This window comes from Hungatella sp. SB206 (genome assembly GCF_051132295.1).
Lineage (GTDB): Bacteria > Bacillota > Clostridia > Lachnospirales > Lachnospiraceae > Hungatella > Hungatella effluvii.
In genome coordinates this window covers 7,046,883-7,066,717 of the sequence record NZ_CP096603.1, presented here as the reverse complement: position 1 = coordinate 7,066,717, position 19,835 = coordinate 7,046,883, and the positions used below count along the sequence as shown (strand labels likewise).

At 47.4% G+C, this 19,835-nt stretch carries 19 protein-coding genes and 1 tRNA gene; all 20 read left to right on the top strand.

Annotated elements, in window-relative coordinates:
* Positions 1-74: 74 nt before the first annotated feature.
* The 20 genes from M1L66_RS31535 to trxA all read left to right on the top strand — a co-directional run bounded on the left by M1L66_RS31535 (position 75) and on the right by trxA (position 19,799).
* On the top strand, positions 75-3,197 hold the full coding sequence (locus M1L66_RS31535) for a hypothetical protein (protein ID WP_412300207.1): 3,123 nt from the start codon (positions 75-77) through the stop codon (positions 3,195-3,197).
* Positions 3,197-3,895, top strand: a complete 699-nt coding sequence (locus tag M1L66_RS31530; protein WP_302819170.1) for a distal tail protein Dit — start codon at positions 3,197-3,199, stop codon at positions 3,893-3,895. The genes M1L66_RS31535 and M1L66_RS31530 overlap by 1 nt, the downstream gene beginning before the upstream one ends.
* Positions 3,895-5,889 (top strand): phage tail protein, encoded by a 1,995-nt coding sequence (locus tag M1L66_RS31525; RefSeq protein WP_412300211.1) that lies wholly within the window; start codon positions 3,895-3,897, stop codon positions 5,887-5,889. Before M1L66_RS31530 ends, M1L66_RS31525 begins: the two co-directional genes overlap by 1 nt.
* A 51-nt stretch (positions 5,890-5,940) precedes the next feature.
* Positions 5,941-6,486 carry a hypothetical protein gene (locus M1L66_RS31520; protein ID WP_118042803.1) on the top strand — a complete coding sequence of 182 codons (546 nt, stop codon included), beginning with the start codon at positions 5,941-5,943 and terminating at the stop codon, positions 6,484-6,486.
* Positions 6,487-6,650: 164 nt separating this feature from the next.
* Positions 6,651-7,196, top strand: coding sequence for a hypothetical protein (locus tag M1L66_RS31515; RefSeq protein ID WP_412300212.1), 546 nt, complete (start codon positions 6,651-6,653; stop codon positions 7,194-7,196).
* 19 nt (positions 7,197-7,215) lie between these two features.
* Positions 7,216-7,689, top strand: a complete 474-nt coding sequence (locus M1L66_RS31510) for a hypothetical protein (RefSeq protein WP_412300214.1) — start codon at positions 7,216-7,218, stop codon at positions 7,687-7,689.
* A 13-nt stretch (positions 7,690-7,702) separates the two neighbouring features.
* Positions 7,703-8,836 (top strand): hypothetical protein, encoded by a 1,134-nt coding sequence (locus tag M1L66_RS31505; RefSeq protein ID WP_434689610.1) that lies wholly within the window; start codon positions 7,703-7,705, stop codon positions 8,834-8,836.
* Positions 8,837-9,062: 226 nt separating this feature from the next.
* Entirely contained in the window at positions 9,063-9,806 is a 744-nt protein-coding gene (locus tag M1L66_RS31500) for a hypothetical protein (RefSeq protein ID WP_434689609.1), read from the top strand.
* A gap of 89 nt (positions 9,807-9,895) precedes the next feature.
* A complete protein-coding gene (locus tag M1L66_RS31495; protein ID WP_434689607.1) occupies positions 9,896-10,276 on the top strand; it encodes a hypothetical protein in 381 nt (126 codons plus the stop codon).
* Positions 10,277-10,390: 114 nt separating this feature from the next.
* Complete coding sequence (locus tag M1L66_RS31490) at positions 10,391-10,876, top strand: phage holin family protein (RefSeq protein WP_187023822.1); 486 nt, start codon at positions 10,391-10,393, stop codon at positions 10,874-10,876.
* A 152-nt stretch (positions 10,877-11,028) separates the two neighbouring features.
* On the top strand, positions 11,029-11,772 hold the full coding sequence (locus M1L66_RS31485; RefSeq protein WP_434689605.1) for a M15 family metallopeptidase: 744 nt from the start codon (positions 11,029-11,031) through the stop codon (positions 11,770-11,772).
* Between the two features lie 367 nt (positions 11,773-12,139).
* Positions 12,140-12,217 (top strand) — tRNA-Ser (locus tag M1L66_RS31480).
* A 282-nt stretch (positions 12,218-12,499) separates the two neighbouring features.
* Positions 12,500-13,357: a MurR/RpiR family transcriptional regulator gene (locus tag M1L66_RS31475; RefSeq protein ID WP_055659149.1), complete on the top strand. Its 858-nt coding sequence runs from the start codon at positions 12,500-12,502 to the stop codon at positions 13,355-13,357.
* A gap of 1 nt (position 13,358) precedes the next feature.
* Positions 13,359-14,249: an N-acetylmuramic acid 6-phosphate etherase gene (gene murQ / locus M1L66_RS31470; RefSeq protein WP_434689603.1), complete on the top strand. Its 891-nt coding sequence runs from the start codon at positions 13,359-13,361 to the stop codon at positions 14,247-14,249.
* A 53-nt stretch (positions 14,250-14,302) separates the two neighbouring features.
* Entirely contained in the window at positions 14,303-15,742 is a 1,440-nt protein-coding gene (locus tag M1L66_RS31465) for a PTS transporter subunit EIIC (RefSeq protein ID WP_055659146.1), read from the top strand.
* 4 nt (positions 15,743-15,746) lie between these two features.
* On the top strand, positions 15,747-16,817 hold the full coding sequence (locus M1L66_RS31460) for a MupG family TIM beta-alpha barrel fold protein (protein ID WP_434689602.1): 1,071 nt from the start codon (positions 15,747-15,749) through the stop codon (positions 16,815-16,817).
* A 160-nt stretch (positions 16,818-16,977) separates the two neighbouring features.
* A complete protein-coding gene (locus tag M1L66_RS31455; protein ID WP_187023764.1) occupies positions 16,978-17,424 on the top strand; it encodes a DUF2975 domain-containing protein in 447 nt (148 codons plus the stop codon).
* Between the two features lie 10 nt (positions 17,425-17,434).
* A complete protein-coding gene (locus M1L66_RS31450; protein WP_025530931.1) occupies positions 17,435-17,653 on the top strand; it encodes a helix-turn-helix domain-containing protein in 219 nt (72 codons plus the stop codon).
* Positions 17,654-18,060: 407 nt separating this feature from the next.
* Positions 18,061-19,464 carry a redoxin family protein gene (locus tag M1L66_RS31445; protein WP_187023765.1) on the top strand — a complete coding sequence of 468 codons (1,404 nt, stop codon included), beginning with the start codon at positions 18,061-18,063 and terminating at the stop codon, positions 19,462-19,464.
* A 14-nt stretch (positions 19,465-19,478) separates the two neighbouring features.
* Positions 19,479-19,799 (top strand): thioredoxin, encoded by a 321-nt coding sequence (trxA, locus tag M1L66_RS31440; RefSeq protein ID WP_002605134.1) that lies wholly within the window; start codon positions 19,479-19,481, stop codon positions 19,797-19,799.
* Positions 19,800-19,835: the final 36 nt, after the last annotated feature.

Sequence of the window (19,835 nt, the reverse complement as noted above, 5' to 3'; positions counted from 1 at the left end):
AAGAATTCGAGATCAAGATATAGCATATGTGAGCCTGTGAGCCGTGCTACTGCGAAAGGAGTAGTATGGCTCATTTGAATTTACAATTATTTGCTTCTGATGGTCATTTGAATTTTAACACCAGAATAGATGAAAAAGGATTTTCAAGCGGAATCAAAAAGCTTGGGGGCATTGCAAAAGGCGGCCTTGCGGTTCTTGGTGCCTCGATTGGAGGTATCACCGCCGCTTTCGGAGGTATGTCTAAGGCTGCTTTAAGTTCCGTAGCTAGTTTGGAACAGAATGTGGGCGGCGTGGAAACGCTGTTTAAAGAAAATGCTAAGACAGTCATAGAAAACGCTAATAATGCTTATAAGACTGCCGGCTTATCTGCTAATGAGTATATGCAGAGTGTTACCAGTTTCTCCGCCTCCTTATTACAGAGTGTGGCCGGGGACACAGCAGAAGCGGCAAAGATTGCAGATATGGCAATGGTAGATATGTCTGATAACGCCAACAAGATGGGAACGGACATGTCCTCTATCCAGAATGCATATCAGGGATTCGCGAAGCAGAATTACACGATGCTGGATAATCTGAAGCTGGGGTATGGCGGAACAAAGGAGGAAATGAACCGCCTACTTAAAGATGCCAGCAAAATATCGGGCATAAAATATGATATTAGTAACCTGAACGATGTGTATTCAGCTATCCATGTAATTCAGGGAGAACTTGATATAACCGGAACCACCGCAAAGGAAGCATCTACTACCATAGAAGGATCAATGAATGCTGCAAAAGCAGCCTTTGACAATTTCTTGAATGGTTCAGGAAGCGCCCAGGAATTGGCGGATGCAATTGCCACTTTCGCACGCAATGTAGGAAAGAATTTAGGCGAAATTGTTCCGAGACTGGCCGAAACATTACCTCTGGTAGTAGCGGAATTATGGCAGGAATTTGAGGGCAGTGCGGATCAGTTCATGCAGATGGGGTCAAGCCTATTAACCGATATCGCAACCGGGATTATAGAACAGCTTCCGGCCTTCATTGAACTTGCGGTCTCGTTCATCGACTTGCTGATACAAGGCTTGGACGATAATATGTCCCAGCTTATGGAGGCAGGGGCAAAGCTGCTTATGGCGATTTTGCGGGGAATCATTTCGTTGATTCCATCAGTGGCCTCCCTTGGTTGGTCGATCATAACCGGAATAATCGATGGGTTAAAGTCAAATTCTGGACAGCTACAGGCGCAGGGGAAGACACTCCTTGACAATGTGCTTTCCGGAATTTCCACTGGATTCCCAAACGTTGTAAGCAAGGGACTGGAGGCGTGCGGGAAATTTGTAGAGGGGTTATTAAAAAATATCCCTTCCGTTATATCGGCGGCCGGCAATATCTTAAACCGACTGGTTGATGCGATTATGACAGCACTTCCGAAGCTTCTTGAATCGGGTGTAAAACTGATTGGACAGCTTGCGCGAGGGCTTGTTGATAATTTACCCGCGATTATCACCTCTATCGCTTCTATACTTGCTCAACTACTTGCCACAATAGCCTCCCACCTGCCGGAATTATTACAGAAAGGTATAGAGTTAATCGGTGAACTGGCGGTAGGACTTATACGGGGAATACCGGAAGTACTGAGTAAAATACCGGAAATATTTGATTCGATCAAAAAAGCATTTTCCGAGTTTGACTGGAAAAAGATCGGAAAAGATATTGTGGACGGCATTGCAAACGGTCTGAAAAACGCGGTGGGAGCCGTTGTTGATGCAGCAAAAGAAGTAGGCGAGTCAGCACTTAACGGACTTAAAAATCTGCTTGGAATCCATTCCCCATCCAGAGTATTTCGTGACGAGGTTGGGCGTAATATTGCACTAGGTATCGCAGATGGAATTGTAAGGAATAAGAAGTATGCGAAGAGCAGCGCGGCCGAGATCGGGCAGGCCATTCTTGAGGCGGCTAAAAAGAAGCTGGATAACTACAAGGTATACAATGGTCTTACACTTGCGGAAGAAGCGGCATACTGGGATGAGGCCAGAAAACAGGTAAAAGATGGGACACAAGCAAGGATTGACGCGGATAAGGAATATTTCGCGGCGAAGAAAGAGCTTGAAAACCAGATGCTTCAGGCGGAAGAGAAGTACACCGATAATGTCGCAAAAGCATACGAGGACTTAAACGATAAGATTCTCGATCTGAACAAACAGTATGAAGATGCGGTGAGCCAGAGAGCGGACGAAATAAAATCGGCGTTTGGACTCTTTGACGAATTTTCCGCAGATACAGAATTATCATCCGATGATCTCCTGAACAATCTCCGGTCACAGGTTGACGGGCTAGAGCAGTGGAGAAACAACTTAGACGATTTAAGCGGCCGCGGAATTGGGAAGGAACTTCTGGCAGAATTGCAGAACCTTGGCCCGCAGGCGGCGGCAGAAATCCAGTTGCTTACTGAAATGAGTGACGATGAGTTAGATGAGTATGTTGATCTTTTCAGATCGAAAAATCGCCTTGCCAGAAGACAGGCCGTAGAAGAGTTGGAGCCGATGCGGCAGGATATTGCAGCGCAGATTACAAAGATGCAACAAGAAACTTCTGCGGAGCTTGCGAAGTACCAACAGGAATACACGAATTCTATGCTGGAGCTGGGGGTATCGCTGAACCAGCCGCTTGAGGTAATGAAGCTTACCGCGGTTCAAAATGCGGTTGAATTGGTCTCCGCCATGGCCGGATCAGTAAAGGAAGCTTCCGGAACAACCGAGAATATGGACAAATTCAAGGCAATTGCACAGAATGTGTTAGGAGCGGTCCAGACGCTTCCTACGGACATGAAGGAACTGGGGAAAACCGCGATCACTGAAATGATCGAAGGTATTAATTCTATGGCCGGGAATCTATACACAGCCATGTCAGAAGTCGTTGGTAATGCCATGAGAAGCGCCATAGACGCGGTAACGGCAGGGAATGCAGTAGATGCAGCACTTGCCGGAACTGGATACGTTACGGGAACAGCGGCAATACCTGCGGCCAGCTACGGAAACGAGGGGTACGGCCCTGGCTATGCGATTGACTACAAGCGTATGGGCCGCGAGATGGGCCAGGCCATGGAGAAAACCGGTGTGTATATGGATAACAAAAAGGTCGGAAATATCGTTTCCGAACCTGTAAATGAAAGTCTTGGTAATGCGGCGAAGACTGGGGAGAGAGGTGCTATGTAATGCCTATAGGGATCACGTTTAATGACGAAAAGCATTCTTACCGAGATTTCGGGCTACGTATTATTTCGGTCAATATAGGCCTTCCGGAAGTGAAAAAGAGCCTTATTGACATACCGGGCGCCGATGGTTACGTTGATATGACGGACTATTTCGGAACCCGGTATGAGAACCGGAAAATAAAGGTGGAATGTGATTTTGAGGATAAGGGATATAGTAACTGGGCCGCGAGAATCAGTGATATCAGTAATTACCTTCATGGTAAGCCTGTGAAGTTGATTTTCGATTTTGATGAGGGATATTACTATGATGGCCGGGGAGAGTGCGAATATGAAAAGAGTAATCGCAGATATGGTAAGATTACTCTTACGTTTGACTGCAAGCCGTACAAATTGGACCTGCTTGCATCGGATGAAGATTGGCTATGGGACCCATTCGATTTCGAAACCGGAGTGATCCGGGAGTATGGGAGCATAGCGGTGAATGGTACATACGATCTCGTGGTTGATGGCAGCCCAATGCCGGTTATCCCTAAAATAGAATGCTCTGCCGCTATGAAAGTACTGTTTGAAGGCGTTGAATATGCCTTAAGCGCCGGATTGAATTATATCACCGACATTTTGATTGGAAGTGGAGAATATAGAATGCAGTTTTCCGGGAACGGGACTGTGACGGTAATATACCGTGGAGGTAGCTTATAATGTATCTGATACAGAATATCGTAGACGGTCATATATACCACATACATGACCAAAAAAGTGATGTTTTAAGAGTGCTGGAGCCACGCCTTGTATTAACCATTAATAAGACGGGGCAATTAGAATTTATGATCCCCCCAACGCATGAGTATTATAATACGATTAAGAAACTGAAATCTATTATACGAGTGATTGAAGACGGGGAGATACTTTATGAGGGCCGCGCTATATCGGACGAGGCAGACTTTTACAACGTGAAAAAGATTGTGTGTGAGGGAAGCATGGGGTACTTGATTGACAGTATCCAACGCCCATTTTCCCATACTGGTAATATCCGTGATTTCCTGGCCTACCTGATTGATAACCATAATCGTCAGGTGGAGGAAAGAAAACAGTTCTTGCTTGGAACCGTGAATGTGATCGATGATGAATCCAACATTAAGCGGGAAAGCACAAAACTGGAAAACACATGGAACACGGTTAATACCTATCTGATAAGCAAGTATGGGGGCTGCCTGTACGTGGAGTATAAGGATGGTAAGAAGTATCTTAATTACACCTATGACCATGGCGGATACAATGAGCAGAAGATACGTTTCGGAGTGAATCTGCTTGATCTGACGAAATACCAAGACGCAACGCAAATCGCTACGCGGTTAATACCTTATGGCGCGGAAGTGGAGTACCAAGACGAGAACGGGGAAGTGCAGACAAAAACCGTTGATATCACGTCTGTGAATGACGGAAGCGATTATATTACGGCAGATCAGAGCGTGGTTGATGAATATGGAATCATAACAGTCACCTATCAATGGGCTGATGTAACGGAGCCTTCCGTACTACTTGAAAAGGCGAAAGCACTGATTAAGGAACTGACCAACATACCGGATACACTAACCGTTAAGGCTCTTGATCTTAATTATGCAGGGGTAGATATCCGTAGGTTTAAGGTTGGCCGGTGGACAACCGCGGAGAGCAAGCCCCACGGGGTTAAGAAAGATATGCTGCTTGCGAGGCTTGACCTATATCTTGACGATCCGAAAAAAGGGAGTATATCCCTTGGATCAACCGTAAAGACATTCACAGCTGCAAATGTAAGTAAGCAGGTGGAACTATCAAATTCCATAAAGAAGGTAGGGGAATCTGCCTCGAGCGAGATCAGGCGTAAGGTGGAGAATGCCACCTCATTGATTACTGGCGGACTTGGTGGGTATGTGGTTCTGGACGTCGAGGACCCCGTTACCGGTAAGAAAATCCACCCATGGCGAATCCTGGTGATGAACACGCCGGATAAGAACACGGCTACCCATGTGATTCAGCTTAATCAGAACGGCCTTGGCTTTTCTACAACCGGCATAAATGGACCATACCGGAATGCCTGGACGATTGATGGTAATCTTGTGGCTGATTTCATAACATCCGGTACGATGCTGGCGGACAGAATTCGCGGCGGCATTCTCGAGGTGGGCGGCGCTGGCCTGGCGAAAGATGGGAGCATTACCGTTAAGAATGCACAGGGCGAGGTGATCGGTACATGGGATAAGACCGGCTTGCATGTGCTTCTTGGCATTATTGAGGGTAGTACCATCAAAGGATCATCAATTATAGGCGGCAGGATTAATATCGGTAATGGTACATTTGAGGTGGACAGCGACGGATCAGTGATTATAAATTCTGGTGAGATCAATATAGGGAATGTGCTGATTACTGAAAATTATGCATGGATTAATGGGTTTGGCATTTCTGACATGACTATATATAGTAAAGATGCAGGTAATTCTATTGTATTATCTACTCAAGAATTTGATGGAACAGGGCCAGCACTTGAATTAAAAAGAGATGGAATGATAACCCGTGTTGGTTATAGTGGTATTGTCACAGGAGATATAATTTTCGATGATCCTTGGACGGAAAATATGTCTGCACTAGATATGTTTAAGGATTTGTATGGCAGAGTAAGAGATTTGAGGGATAGAATAGATGGATTGGAGGGTTGAACCGAAGGTATATAGATGATATAATATAGTCAGAAAGGGGTGAAATATAAAATGTTTAAAAAAATGTCTTTACTGACTATTGTTTTAACATTTAGTTTGCTTTTTGGTTCGTTTGCTATGGCTGATGTAGTTAATGGTGATTTCATACGTAAATCTCCGCTGAATGAAGAGGAAAATTCATCATATGAATGGACGTGGCTTAATGACGAGCATTGTGTACAGTTTACAACTAAGGATGATAAACTAAAGAGAGAACATATTGAGAGAAAATTCAATATGGGACTGCTTCCACAGTGGGCGGTAAATGGGGATGATGGAACCGGTGTTGTAAAAAAGAGGGACACATATTCTGGGAAGTGGACTCAGAGCGAAAAAGGAATATGGTCATTCGAGTTTGATGATAAGACCATCCCGCTGGGAGTAACGAAAATAGATGATGTTTTATACGCCTTTAATGGATATGGAGAATTAATGGAGGGCTACGAATATTACGATGGCCTGACAACCGGAGCTGATGGAGTAGTCAACTCAGACAATCCCGAATTTCTGGCATGGCTGGATACTCAGTACGTGCCGGCGTGCACAAGCCATGAATAATAAAAATTACAGAGAGCGAGGATAATTTCCCCGCTCTTTTTCTGTGTCAAGTAAATTGTCACGTTTGTCACACCCAAATGTGCTACAATTTAAAATAGGAAAACCAGCAAAAGAGCGCTTGAAAATAGGCGTTCTTTTTTGCATGCCTGAAAGGAAGTGAAGACATGGCAGATATAAGTAAGGAGATACAAGATTTCAGAATCGCACGAAAAGGTAAGGACGTACGAAATTCCATGATATCCTTAGCTGAAAAGGTAAATAAGGATGGAGAAGATGCTATTGCAAACGTAGCGGCTCAGGTTGTTAAAATTAACGGTGCAATTACTACGGCGAATAATGCTGTAACCAATGCTAACGCTGCCACAGCAAGAGCGAACGAAGCGCTAAATCATGCTGACGATATTCTTGACAGTGCCACAGATCAGGCAACAAACTCCACCAGAAGCGCCACAACCGCAAAGAGCTGGGCGGTCGGAGGTACTGGAAGCAGAGAGGGAGAGAATACCAATAACAGTGAGTATTACAGCAGACAGGCCGGGACCCATGCGAATAATGCTAAAAATGACGCAGACAGAGCCGCGCAGTATTCACAGATTATAGCACCTGGTTTTTATTTTGATCCAGAAACATCAACCCTGTATATGAAGGCTGGTATTGGTGTTGATTTTAAGGTTGTTGATTCTATCCTGTATTGGAAAATAACGGCATAAGGAGGGAGTGAATCGAAAGATGATTGTAGCAAAATTCTCGGGCTACTGTACTACATCTGCATACGGGCTTACACAGTGGGATTATGGTCAGGAACTTGCGATTGAATGCGCTGAACTTGAGATTCCTGACGACACGGAAATCAATTACTATCAGGGGAAGCTGTCCAGTATTGCATATCTGAAAAGCAATCATGCAATGATTCCCGATATTATGCTCCAGAATCCGGAGGAGATTATCGCGTATGTATATGTGAGGTCGGCGGCAAGCGGTGAGACAATCCTGTCTATTAAAATGACTGTAGATAGCAGACCGCAGCCGGACAACTATGTATTACCAGAGTATAAGGATTACAGCCGGTTACTTCCAAAGGGAGGGGAATCCGGTCAGACCTTAGTGAAAGCAAGTGAAAACGATTATGATACGGAGTGGGCCACAATGGAATCTAATCTTGAGCCATTAACCGACGAAGAGATCGATAATATTTGTGTATGAGAGGAGTATAAAAATGGGAAAACGTGTAACCGCTGAAAATATAGCAAGACTCTGGATCAATATGAAAAACCATGTAAAAGATGGTTATGTTGCTAAGGTATCTGGAAAAGGATTATCTACAGAGGATTATACAACTGCGGAGAAACAAAAACTGAATGAACTGCATAACACGACTGTAGACAGCGCATTATCCAGTTCATCCACAAATCCGGTACAAAATAAGGTTGTTAATACAGCTTTAAGCGGAAAGGTACCGACGACGCGCAAGGTTAATAATAAGGCACTGTCAGCAGATATAACGCTTGCGGCTGGAGACGTTGGTGCAATTCCATCGGCACAGAAGGGAGTAGCTGGAGGCGTGGCAGAATTAGACGATTCCGGCCATGTTCCGGCGGCTCAGTTGCCATCTTATGTGGATGATGTAATCGATTCATATATTGTAACTGGAGCTACAGCGTTTTCATCAGGGTGGTTGTCACTTACTTCAGAAGGGGCGGCGCTGACTCCGGAAAGCGGAAAGATTTATATTGTGCTGACCACTGGAAATTACAACATGAGAGAATACCGGTGGAGTGGTACAGCGTATGCGCAAGTCAATGAGGGGATCGCGTTAGGTGAGACGGCCAGTACTGCTTTCCGTGGAGATCGTGGGAAAACTGCATATGACCACAGCCAGACAGCTCACGCTCCAGCAAATGCAGAACAGAATGTACAGTCTGACTGGAATGTGACGGATACTGCATCCGACGCATTTGTTAAAAATAAACCTACGTCGATGCCCGCAAACGGTGGTAATGCGGCAACGGTTGGAGGGCATACAGTTGAGAAAGATGTGCCAGCAAATGCAGTATTTACAGATACGAAACCCATTGTCATGAAGGGCGCGACCGCCTCAGCCGCTGGTGCCGCTGGCTATGTTCCTGCTCCGCCAGCAGGATCACAGACAAAGTTTTTGAGGGCTGACGGAACATATCAAACACCCGCTAATACAACTTATTCCGCATTTAAAGGCGCTACAGCATCCGCAGCTGGCGGAACTGGATTAGTCCCGGCTCCTGCATCTGGAAAGCAAGATGCGGTATTATGTGCGGACGGAACGTGGGCGGACCCGATGACTGATGCAGAGATAGACGCAATATGCGTATAATGGGGGTGCCCCTATGCAAAAGCCTTTAACAGCGCGGGGAGTATCCCGGCTATGGGAAAATATTAAAACGTATATTACAGAAAATACGTATCCACGAGGTGATCCGCCGGACCTGTATTTTGATCCAGAAACATCAACATTATATATAGGAAAGCCGAATGTGTTGTACGATTTTGTAGTTTCGGATGGAAGATTATATTACAAAGACAGAGGAGGTAATACTTAAATGGCAGCACCAGCAGGATATACAGAGTTAGGGCGCATAGGTTTCGTAGATCGCGGTACGTATGCGTCAGGTACCACATATCGAATAGGTGATGTGGTATACTACAACGGGAGTACATGGAGTGCTCTTAAAGATAATTTACAAGGCGTAACACCAGCCGCAGGCGCGAACTGGAAATATATGGCGAGAGGATTCGCCGCTGAGGCGCTTTCCGCGATTACTGCAAATGATACGAGCGGAGTACTGGGGACCGCAGGAGCAAGTGTGACATCTCAGGAACTAATTGACGCGATCGCCGATAAGGTCATGACAAAACTCATTGAGAAAAGTAAGATCGTAAATAATCTTCTTGCGACGGACGCCACAACCGTATTAAGCGGTCCGATGGGGAAGTCCCTCGATGAAAAGATTACTAAGTTAAATAGTGATTTAGCGGGTAAACTTGACAGCAGTGTTATCACAGCTCAGTACAACAAGCTCCAGATCGGAAATGTTAAAATCCAATTTGGTGCATTGGAATGTGGTGTCAATTTTAATGGACAGGCAAGCCTTGTATTTCCAGAAGGATACAGCGGAGAAAGCCTTTATCGTTGCATGGCAGTGCCTATGTCCGGATCATATGCAGTACGATCAATCACTAATAGCGGTAATAATAACTCGTTGGCTCTTTTGTTCGACAGCAACGATATTAAGCCTGAATATCAAAGCAAAATCTGGATGCAGTATATTGTGATTGGAACATAAATGATTATTTTTAAATGAATAAGAAACTCGTTAATCAGAGCTGAAAGGCTCTTATTTTTATACCCGAAAAGGGAGAAAGGAGTCCGTATATGAAGGACACTATGATCTTAAAAAATGGAACTATTATTGAACTGGAGGCAGGCGCAAGCCTGGGAGCCTTACAGGTGGCGGCGGCTGATCGGGCGGCTATGGTGGCAACATGGGAGGCATTGACACCAGATAATCTCACAACCGTACAGATCAAAAACGGAGACGGTACCGTGGTAGGAAATTATACTGATCTCGTGCTTGTGTCTGAGACGTCCGTAATCGCTACTGATGGCGCCGTCCTTACAACGTATAGCCTGCGTGAGAAAACCGCCGAGGAGAAGCGTCTGGACGCGCTGGAGACAGGCATGGCAGTACAGGACGGTGCTATTAATGATCTTGGCGCAGCCGTGGGAACGCTGGCTGAAGGAGGTGCAGTATAATGGGTGCATTTTACGGGCTGCGGATCAGGCGCGGTGTTATTACGATTGATGAGATCCCTAATTTTTGGAGGGCCAAAACAGAAAAATGGTTGAAGGACAATCCGGAGGTGTAAGATGAGAAAAGCATATATTGCGATTCAGGGGGCAATGGCGGCAGCCGTTGCCTTCTTAAGTGACAAGTTGGGAATTCTTTTTCCGGTACTCTGTGCGCTAGCTACAATGATGATTGTGGACTACGTAACCGGCATGTTGGCAAGCAAGCGGGAAGCAATGGATTACCCCGAAGATCCCACTTATGGGTGGAGCAGCAAGAAAGGCGCGAAGGGAATCATTAAAAAGGTTGGATATCTATGCGTGATTGCCGTGGCTATGATAGTTGATTATGTGTTTACTACGGTATCCGGTACACTGGGCATGACTATGCCTGCAAGCACGTTTTTCGGGCTTTTAGTGGCCGTTTGGTATCTGCTTAATGAGTTGCTGTCCATCATCGAAAACGCCGGCAGAATGGGCGCTGACGTGCCTGAATGGCTATTAAAATATATATCTGTACTTAAGGATAAGATCGACAATACAGATTATCAGGGAGGCGGCCGTTAACGCCGGAGATGATCCGCGTATCTACCGGCCGGCAGGGTTAGAGCCGGAGCTGTTGCGATATCGCAACGGTTGTAATATCACAACTTGTGATGTCACAAGATTTTGGGCCTGGGGATTCCCAGGCCTTTTTTAATGAAAGGACAGGTAAGATTATGAGAGACATTACATTATGCCATCCACGGCTTCAGGCGCTTGCGGGGAAATTGGTCGAAGAATGCAATAAGCAGGGGCTTAAGATTAAGATCGGTGAGACGCTGCGGACTGTAGCGGAGCAGGACGCATTATATGCACAGGGCCGCACGAAGCCGGGGCCGATTGTGACCAATGCACCGGGTAGCAGTTACAGTTCCTATCACCAGTGGGGAACTGCCTTCGATTTCTTCCGGAATGATGGCCGCGGCGCATACTATGATAACGACGGATTTTTCACTAAGGTGGGTAAGATCGGCGTCTCCCTGGGGCTTGAATGGGGCGGTAACTGGAAAAGCCCGGTAGACAAGCCGCATTTCCAGCTCGCAGACTGGGGCAGCACTACGGCCGGTATTAAGCGGTTGTATCGCAATCCGGATGAGTTTATGCGCACCTGGGAGCCGGTGGAGGAGCGGACGGGCTGGATTAACACCTCTAACGGCTGGTGGTATCGCAGGCCAGATGGAACGTATCCGGCGAATAAGTGGGAGGTTATCAATCATCACTGGTACTTGTTTAATGGAGACGGTTACATGTGCACGAGTTGGCACCGGTGGAACGGCAGCGTATGCGATCCTGAAGACGGTTCCGGGGATTGGTATTATTTTGACCCGACGGCGGGCGGACCGTATGAGGGCGCGTGCTGGCATAGTCGAGAGAATGGAGCTATGGAAGTGTGGTACACGGAGCTGCCGGATACGGTGTAATAGCTTAATTTACCAGCGAAAAAGGCGCCCTTTAAAGAACGTCTTTTCGTTGGTAAAGTTATATTTGACCGTTACTGGTATTGACCATATAATTTCCCATTGTGTTGTTTTAGGATCATACCTTACCAGATTGACACCATTATTATAAAATTCCAGTGACGATTTTGATCCATCGTTATGTTTAAAAACAAAATATCTTTTTTCGCCGTCAGTGCCGAATTCCATACCATTAACGTTTCCAACGATAGCTAAATCACTATTTTCGCTATTAAAAAATGCTTAAAGTTTTGCTTAAAGTTGATATGTGTTTGAAATGGTATTATACGCTACATACTTTTTGAAAAACCTCGATTTTAAGCCACTTTTTGCGTGTGTTACTTCCTATTAAATGCAGTAAATAACCTTGCCAAGGTTGGGGTCGCGGGTTCGATCCCCGTCTCGCGCTCTTTTTATTTGATGGCCGGAGGTCTGCAGTTTTGCAGGAGTCCGGTCTTTTTGTTTTACAAGTAAGTCGTCTGTGTTATCAAAGAGTCCTCCTGTGATATCGAAAAGTCCTTCCGGCAGGAGTGGTCTGCCGGCGGTATTTTCTTTTCCATTTCTTAAAAATCCGAAACTTTCCATTGAAATTTCACATAAAACCAATCATAATATGCAATAAAATTTCATAACAATCCCGTATAATTGACACAATTATTTCATATACTATGATGAAGGAGAGGTAGGAAATATGGCAGCAAAAGGATTGCTGCTGCGTCTGAAAGACTATCAGGTCAAGGCAAGCGCAGCGGAAAAGAATGCAGTAACAATCATCTTGAATCATCCGGATATGGTGATTGGAAAGAGTATACACGAGTTTGCAGATTTGGCCTATGCGTCGCCGGCGACCATTATCAGACTCTGCAGAAAACTGGGCTGCGCGGGATACCGCGATTTCCAGCATGCGCTTGTATACGAAAATGCTCTGTTTAAGGACAGCAGGGAGATATCTGTTCAGGAGATCATCCCTACGCCGTCGACAGAGGACATTATTCAAAAGGTTACACGAAAAAACATCGAGTCTCTTGAGACGTCAAGAAAGCTGGTAGAACCGGAGATTATTGACACCTGCGTCAAAATGATCGAAGAGAGCAGGATTATCCAGCTGTTTGGACTCGGTTCCTCCTTACTTGTTGCACGAGACCTGTATTTAAAATTGATACGTGTGGAGAAACTGTGTAATATCTGCGACGACTGGCACGCTCAGCTGCTGGCCGCAAGAACCATGAAAAGGGGCGATCTCGGTATCGTGATCAGCTATTCCGGACTGACGGAGGAGATGATCACCTGTGCCAAGGCTGCAAAAGCCAACGGCGCCAGAGTTATCGTGCTCACGAGGGCCGCTGATTCCAAGCTGGCGGCCGAGGCGGACTGCGTGCTGGCCGTGGCCGCTACGGAACTGATTCTGCGCAGCGGAGCCATGTCGTCCAGAATTTCACAATTAAACATGGTAGATATCCTCTATGTAGCCTATGTAAATAAACATTATGAGAGCTGCATGAGGAGTTTTCCGAAAACACATATTCAAAAACCATTGGAGGAATATTAGAATGCTTGATTTGACAAAGCTGACAACAGAGACAAGAAATGATAAAACCATGAATTTAGATCAGATGACTCCTGCTGAACTGGCGGCCGTGATGAATGAGGAAGACGGCAATGTCGTCATAGCCGTAAAAGAGGTTATCCCGGAGATCGCAACAGCGATCGAATGGGCGACCGAAAGCTTAAATCGCGGCGGAAGAATCATTTACATGGGAGCAGGAACCAGCGGCAGGCTGGGAGTTCTGGATGCCGTTGAGTGCCCGCCCACCTTTGGAGTGTCTCCCGATCTGGTAGTTGGTCTGATTGCCGGCGGTGAAGGGGCGTTCGTAAAGGCGGTGGAAGGCGCGGAGGACAGTGAGACCCTGGGGGTACAGGAGTTAAGGGATTTGGCTCTCAACAAAAATGACATCGTGATCGGTCTCGCCGCAAGCGGAAGGACTCCCTATGTGATCCATGGTCTCGCATACGCTGATTCCATCGGATGCAAAACGGTCGCAATCGCATGCAACCGGCAGTCAGAAGTAGGAAGGGCCGCGAAGCTTGCTATCGAGCCGGTAACAGGCCCGGAAGTTCTGACCGGTTCTACAAGACTGAAGGCCGGTACTGCCCAGAAAATGATTCTGAATATGATATCAACCGGCAGTATGGTGGGATTCGGAAAGGTATATCAGAATCTCATGGTGGACGTTCAGCAGACCAACGAGAAGCTGGTCGTAAGGGCTCAAAATATCACCATGGCTGCCACGGACTGTACGAGAGAAGAGGCGAAAGCCGCTCTTTCAGAGGCTGACGGTCATGTTAAAACGGCCATAGTCATGATCCTGCTGGGCTGCGGTGCGAAGGAAGCGAAGACGCATCTGGATGCGGCCGGCGGTCATGTAAGGAATGCTTTATAACACATAATTGACAATCGGACAGAACGTCTGATCTTTGAAACAGGAGGGACTATATGAACTACAGGGAATTGAGTGAAAAGCTCCTCTCGCTGCTTGGCGGAAAAGACAATATTCTGGGCAATGCCGCGTGCATGACCCGTCTGCGTATCAGCGTGAGAGATTTAAGCATTGTAGATATTGAAGCAATTAAAAAAGTGGAAGGCGTGCTCGGCGTCGTGGAATCGGAAACGCTTCAGATTATCCTGGGGCCGGGAAAGGTTAATAAGGCGCTGGAGGAGTTCTCCAAGCTGACAGGGCTGCCCAAGGGTGCAGTCTCAGACGCCCCGGCTTCCGCCGGCGGAAACGTGGAGGACCTGGCTAAGGAAAACAAAGCCGCGCAGAAGGCCAAATACGATAAACCGCTCCAGAACTTTTTGAAGAAGATTGCCAATATTTTCGTAGCGCTTCTTCCGGGCATCATCGCAGCGGGTTTAATCAACGGAATCAGCAATGTTGTTAATGTTTCCACAGGCGGCGCGCTCAGCGGAATCTGGTGGTATGAATGCATCCGCACCATGGGCTGGGCTCTGTTTGCCTATTTGCCAATTCTGGTCGGCTACAACGCCGCAAGAGAATTCGGCGGTTCCGCATCTCTGGGAGGAATTGCGGGCGCTATGTGTATCGCCAATACTGCGATGCCGCTTTTAGCCAAATATAACGACGCGCAGATCCTTCTGCCGATCACCGGTAATGTGTTCAACCCGGCCGCAGGCGGTATGCTTGCCGCTCTGATCGCAGGCGTATTTTTCGCATTCTTAGAGAAACACATCCGTAAGATTATGCCTGATCTGATCGATACGTTTATCAGTCCTCTGCTCGTATTAATCATCGGCGGCCTTGTGATCCTTCTGATCATACAGCCGGTCGGCGCGGCTCTGACATCTGGTATTTATACTGTGCTGACATTTGTATATGAAAAACTCGGTGTTGTGGGCGGATATATCCTCTCGGCAGGCTTCCTTCCGCTGGTTGCGGTCGGGCTTCATCAGGCGCTGACGCCGATCCATGCCATGTTAAATGACCCCGCCGGCGCGACGCAGGGCATCAACTACCTTCTTCCCATTCTGATGATGGCGGGCGGCGGACAGGTAGGCGCAGGTCTGGCTCTCTACTTTAAGACAAAGAACAAAAAGCTGAAAGGCTATATCCGCGATTCGATCCCGGTAGGTATCCTGGGCGTGGGCGAGCCGCTCATGTATGCAGTAACGCTTCCGCTTGGTAAGTCCTTTATTACCGCCTGTTTAGGCGCCGGTGTCGGCGGTGTTCTCTCCGCACTGTTTCATTTGGGAACCGTATCCCAGGGGGTATCGGGGCTGTTCGGCCTGCTGATCGTAAAGCCGGGACAGCAGATTCCATATATTATCGCTATGGCTGCGGCTTACGCCGGAGGTTTCATTCTGACCTGGTTCTTTGGTGTGGATGAGAAGCGGATCAACGAAGTCTATGGGGAATAAATTTATGAAAACAGGAATATCACTCTATTTCAGCAATGGCGTGGAAAAGAACGAGGCGATAATCAGGAAAGCCCGGAAAGCCGGCATCAGATACGCGTTTACCTCCATGCATATCCCGGAGGAGACGGGCATCGATTATAGAAGAGATGCCAGAAAGCTTTTGGAGCAGTGCAGAGATGCAGGAATCAATCTGATTGTCGATGTCAGCCCGGTTACTTTAGAAAAGCTGGGCTGCGCCTCCTTCGATGAACTGCTGTCACTGGGGATTACCTATATCCGTCTCGACTTTGGATTTACGGCAGAGGAAACGGTCGCGCTTTCGGAAAAATTTCATATCGTTTTCAACGCCTCTACAATTTCACAGGAAGATATTCAGAACTGGGCGGCGGCAGGGGCAGATTTTACCCGCTTTGCCGCCTGCCACAATTACTACCCGAAACCATATACCGGTTTGTCACTTGACCGTGTAAAGGAGATGAATCAAAGGCTCAAAATCCTTGGCTTTACCACGATGGCATTTGTTCCGGGGAATTCCGAGCTGCGCGGCCCTCTCTGTGAAGGCCTTCCCACGGTGGAGGAACATCGGTTTTCCAGGGATAAGGTGCTTCTTCATATGCTGGAGCTGTACCAGTCGGATTCCGATATTGTTCTGGTGGGCGACAACGATGTGACGGAGGAGGTATGGACGCAGCTGGCTGCGCTGAGCAAAGGATACGTGGCCCTGCATGCGGATATACTGCCCGGTTATGAATTCGAAAGAGCGATAATCCATCATGACCGGCCGGATTCCAGCGAATATGTGATCCGATCCAAGGAATCCCGTTTTAACTGCAGGGACCGGGTCATTGCGGCAGACACAGCGGGAGAGCTTTCCGGCCAGAGGCTGGCTGGAAAGATATGTATTGCCAATGAAGCGTATTTGCGGTACATGGGAGAGCTTGAAATTTGCAGGGTTGACATGCCTTCTGATCCGCGCGTGAATGTGATTGGACAGGTGGCCGGGAAGGACAGAAAATACCTTCCGTATATCAGGGAAGGGATGGGATTTTATCTCTGCCCGGCTGACGGACAGTGATGAGAATCAGGAAGAAATCTTGTTTGACGGATTTCTTCCTGATTTTTTTTGATTCCATAATTTCTTACCTGTTGCAATTCCCCTCTGCCCTGTGATAAACTTTCCTCATAAACAGCCGCCGCCAAAACGGCAGCGGAAACGGAAAGAAGGAGTGCCTGTTATGAATACGAAACTGGTTCGTTTTACAAAATATATGCTGGATGCCATGTTTTATATCGGGATTGTGCTGACGGCGGCCATCCCGGTCCTGTTTTATTTTTTTGGGAATTACATCGAGAGCTTCCGGAAATACTATGTGTTTCAATGCGTGATCTATATGGCTTCCGGTGTGATGGCACTGTTTATCATAAAGGAGCTGCGGAGGATGTTTCTCACTGTCCTGACGGATAATCCGTTTGTCATGGAAAATGCCGGTTCGCTTAAAAAGATGGGTAAATGCAGTTTCATGATTGCGCTTCTCTCCATCGTCCGCCTGCCGGTGTCACTCACCCCGGCGACGGCTGTCATCATCATCGTGTTTGCCATTGCCGGACTCTTTTCCATTGTGCTCTGCCAGGTGTTTGAGAAGGCGGTGCAGTACAAGCTGGAAAACGACTTGACAATATAGGAGGGATAGAATGGCGATTGTAGTAAATCTTGATGTCATGATGGCAAAGAGGAAAAAGGGATTGACGGAGCTTGCGGGCGAAGTGGATATCACTATGGCCAACTTATCCATTCTGAAGAATAATAAGGCGAAAGCCGTCCGTTTTACCACGCTGGAGGCGATCTGCAGGGCGCTGGACTGCCAGCCGGGAGACATTCTGGAATACGTTCCGGATGATCCGGCCGAGTAAACCGCTGCCGCTCACGGCTCCGTCTGCCCTGCGCTGTCCGGTCTGGCCCTGCCGGTTGACGCGGCCTTTCCGGTTCCGGTTTCGGGGATAAGCACTTCTAAACGTGCAGAATTTTTCTAAAAACCAGGGGAAATCCCCAAACTCGCTGCCGCTCAAACAGGTGGAGATTTCCCCTGAACGAAAAACTCTGCGCGTTAAGAATTGCTAATCCCCTGCAAAGTCACCGGAAAGTCCGCGTCAACCGGCAGGGCCAGACCGGACAGCGCAGGGCAGACGGGGCCGTGAATGGAAACAAATAAATTAAAAAACTTTTCGAAAGTACTTGACAATATTAACTGTAACTTTTATAATAACAGTACAAACTGAAACAAATAAAATTACAGTTAATAACACTTTCAGGAGGCGATATGGGATTTTCAGTTGAAGTCGGAATACCGGCAATTACAGTATTTATTCAGGGACTTTTAAGCTTTTTTTCACCCTGCGTGCTGCCACTTGTACCGCTTTACATCGGATATCTGGCAGGAGGAACGAGGACCGTCGATGAAGAGGGACGCGTCCGGTATTCGAGAAAAAAAGTTATGATCAATACGCTGTTTTTCGTAATCGGCGTCAGCTTTGCATTTTTCCTGCTGGGCTTTGGATTTACGGCAGCAGGCCGGTTCTTTGGCAGCAACAGAACCCTGTTCGCACGGATCGGCGGCATTATCGTCGTCCTGTTCGGATTATTCCAGCTGGGTGTGTTCGGAAGCTCCGTGCTGGGGCAGGAACACAGGCTTCCTTTCCGGCTGAATCAGCTGGCGATGAACCCGCTCCTGGCATTAGTGCTCGGCTTTACCTTCAGCTTCGCATGGACTCCCTGTGTGGGACCTGCGCTTGCAAGCGTTCTTTTGATGGCTTCCTCGGCAACCTCCCAGGGGACCGGATTTTTACTGATCGGCGTCTATACGCTGGGCTTCGTCATTCCGTTTCTGGCAGTGGGACTGTTTACCGGATCGGTGCTCGATTTCTTTAAGAAGCATCAGAATGTGGTGAAGTACACGACAAAGGCCGGCGGTGTGCTGATGATCGCCATGGGCGTTATGATGTTTACCGGCTGGATGAACGGAATTACCGGATACTTATCGAGCTTTGGCGTGGGCGGCCAGACCGTAACCGAGTCACAGGCGCCTTCCGGCGGCGGGGACGGTACTCCTGACAGCGGAGAGACGGCGCCGCAGACCGAGACGCAGAGTCCGGCTGATAACGGACAGAATCCGGATCAAAGCGCGGGACAGAGCGGGGATAACGGACAGGATAGCGAAAGCGCGGCTGCTGGCGAGACAGAGAGCAGTCTTCCGGATACATCGGACCGTGTGGAAGCGCCCGATTTCACTCTGGTGGATCAGTACGGAGAAGAACATAAACTCTCGGATTATAAGGGGAAAGTCGTATTTTTAAATTTCTGGGCGACCTGGTGCCCGCCATGCCGCGAGGAGATGCCTGATATCGAGGCTCTTTATAAGGAATACGGGGAGAATTCAGAGGATCTTGTCATTTTAAGCGTGGCAAATCCAAAAACGAAGGATAATCCGAACAATAATGACAAAACTATAGAAGAAGTGACAAAGTTTATGGAGGATAACGGATATTCTTATCCCACACTTATGGACACGACGGGTGATGTTCTGTTACAATACTATATAACAGCATTCCCAACCACGTTCATGATTGACCGTGAAGGACGCGTCATCGGCTATGCAAGCGGCGCGCTGACAAAAGACATTATGAAAAATATAATTACGCAGGCGCTTTCAGAAAGCGCAGAATAAGGAGGAACCATATTATGGCAGTAGTAACATTTACACAGGAAAATTTTGATCAGGAAGTATTAAAGAGCAGTGACATAGCGATCGTCGATTTCTGGGCGACCTGGTGCGGACCGTGCAAGATGTTTTCACCGATTATTGATGAGATCGCGGAGGAGAATCATCCGGGACTGAAGGTTGGCAAGGTGAACGTCGATGAGCAGCCGGATTTAGCCGGACAGTACCGCGTTATGAGCATCCCGACCCTGCTTGTATTCAAGGGCGGCAAGGTCGTAGCGACCAGCGTCGGTGTACAGAGCAAGAAGGCCGTTCTGGATATGGTGGAAAAGGCCAGATAGCCGAAAAAGGACTGCGTTAAGAATATGGACTATGGA

Excerpts from the sequence above, each read along its gene's own strand:
- M1L66_RS31465 (WP_055659146.1), top strand. The coding sequence starts at position 14,303 with ATGAACTACAGGGAATTGAGTGAAAAGCTCCTCTCGCTGCTTGGCGGA.
- trxA (WP_002605134.1), top strand. The coding sequence starts at position 19,479 with ATGGCAGTAGTAACATTTACACAGGAAAATTTTGATCAGGAAGTATTA.
- M1L66_RS31445 (WP_187023765.1), top strand. The coding sequence starts at position 18,061 with ATGGGATTTTCAGTTGAAGTCGGAATACCGGCAATTACAGTATTTATT.
- M1L66_RS31495 (WP_434689607.1), top strand. The coding sequence starts at position 9,896 with ATGAAGGACACTATGATCTTAAAAAATGGAACTATTATTGAACTGGAG.
- M1L66_RS31520 (WP_118042803.1), top strand. The coding sequence starts at position 5,941 with ATGTTTAAAAAAATGTCTTTACTGACTATTGTTTTAACATTTAGTTTG.
- M1L66_RS31490 (WP_187023822.1), top strand. The coding sequence starts at position 10,391 with ATGAGAAAAGCATATATTGCGATTCAGGGGGCAATGGCGGCAGCCGTT.
- M1L66_RS31510 (WP_412300214.1), top strand. The coding sequence starts at position 7,216 with ATGATTGTAGCAAAATTCTCGGGCTACTGTACTACATCTGCATACGGG.
- M1L66_RS31455 (WP_187023764.1), top strand. The coding sequence starts at position 16,978 with ATGAATACGAAACTGGTTCGTTTTACAAAATATATGCTGGATGCCATG.
- M1L66_RS31530 (WP_302819170.1), top strand. The coding sequence starts at position 3,197 with ATGCCTATAGGGATCACGTTTAATGACGAAAAGCATTCTTACCGAGAT.
- M1L66_RS31450 (WP_025530931.1), top strand. The coding sequence starts at position 17,435 with ATGGCGATTGTAGTAAATCTTGATGTCATGATGGCAAAGAGGAAAAAG.
- M1L66_RS31500 (WP_434689609.1), top strand. The coding sequence starts at position 9,063 with ATGGCAGCACCAGCAGGATATACAGAGTTAGGGCGCATAGGTTTCGTA.
- M1L66_RS31525 (WP_412300211.1), top strand. The coding sequence starts at position 3,895 with ATGTATCTGATACAGAATATCGTAGACGGTCATATATACCACATACAT.
- M1L66_RS31505 (WP_434689610.1), top strand. The coding sequence starts at position 7,703 with ATGGGAAAACGTGTAACCGCTGAAAATATAGCAAGACTCTGGATCAAT.
- M1L66_RS31485 (WP_434689605.1), top strand. The coding sequence starts at position 11,029 with ATGAGAGACATTACATTATGCCATCCACGGCTTCAGGCGCTTGCGGGG.
- murQ (WP_434689603.1), top strand. The coding sequence starts at position 13,359 with ATGCTTGATTTGACAAAGCTGACAACAGAGACAAGAAATGATAAAACC.
- M1L66_RS31460 (WP_434689602.1), top strand. The coding sequence starts at position 15,747 with ATGAAAACAGGAATATCACTCTATTTCAGCAATGGCGTGGAAAAGAAC.
- M1L66_RS31475 (WP_055659149.1), top strand. The coding sequence starts at position 12,500 with ATGGCAGCAAAAGGATTGCTGCTGCGTCTGAAAGACTATCAGGTCAAG.
- M1L66_RS31515 (WP_412300212.1), top strand. The coding sequence starts at position 6,651 with ATGGCAGATATAAGTAAGGAGATACAAGATTTCAGAATCGCACGAAAA.